Source organism: uncultured Winogradskyella sp. (assembly GCF_947495255.1).
Taxonomy (GTDB): Bacteria; Bacteroidota; Bacteroidia; order Flavobacteriales; family Flavobacteriaceae; genus Winogradskyella.
This window is the reverse complement of the sequence record NZ_CANLYI010000045.1, coordinates 1-215: the sequence shown is the minus strand read 5'-3', so window position 1 is coordinate 215 and position 215 is coordinate 1. Positions and strand designations below refer to the sequence as shown.

Here is a 215-nt window from a genome sequence, read left to right as displayed (position 1 = left end):
TAGTGTTGTGTTTCAGAACCAATTTTAAGACCACTATCATCTAAGTGTACTGAAGATAATAGGTTAGGTACAGATAAGGATACGTAGTATTTGTCTGTATAGTAAAAGAAACCAGCACCGATGTTAGGTGTTGTTTCGTTAATATCCTGATTTAGGAAAGGGTCAGTTGGATCAATAACATCAATACCTGCTAAACCAATATCGTGAAATGTTGC

General features: G+C 35.3%; 1 protein-coding gene. It reads right to left on the bottom strand.

The annotated features are described in order from the left end of the window. Window positions 1-215, bottom strand: a 215-nt coding sequence (locus Q0807_RS18900; RefSeq protein WP_301162068.1) for a type IX secretion system membrane protein PorP/SprF, incomplete at both ends; no start/stop codon positions are given.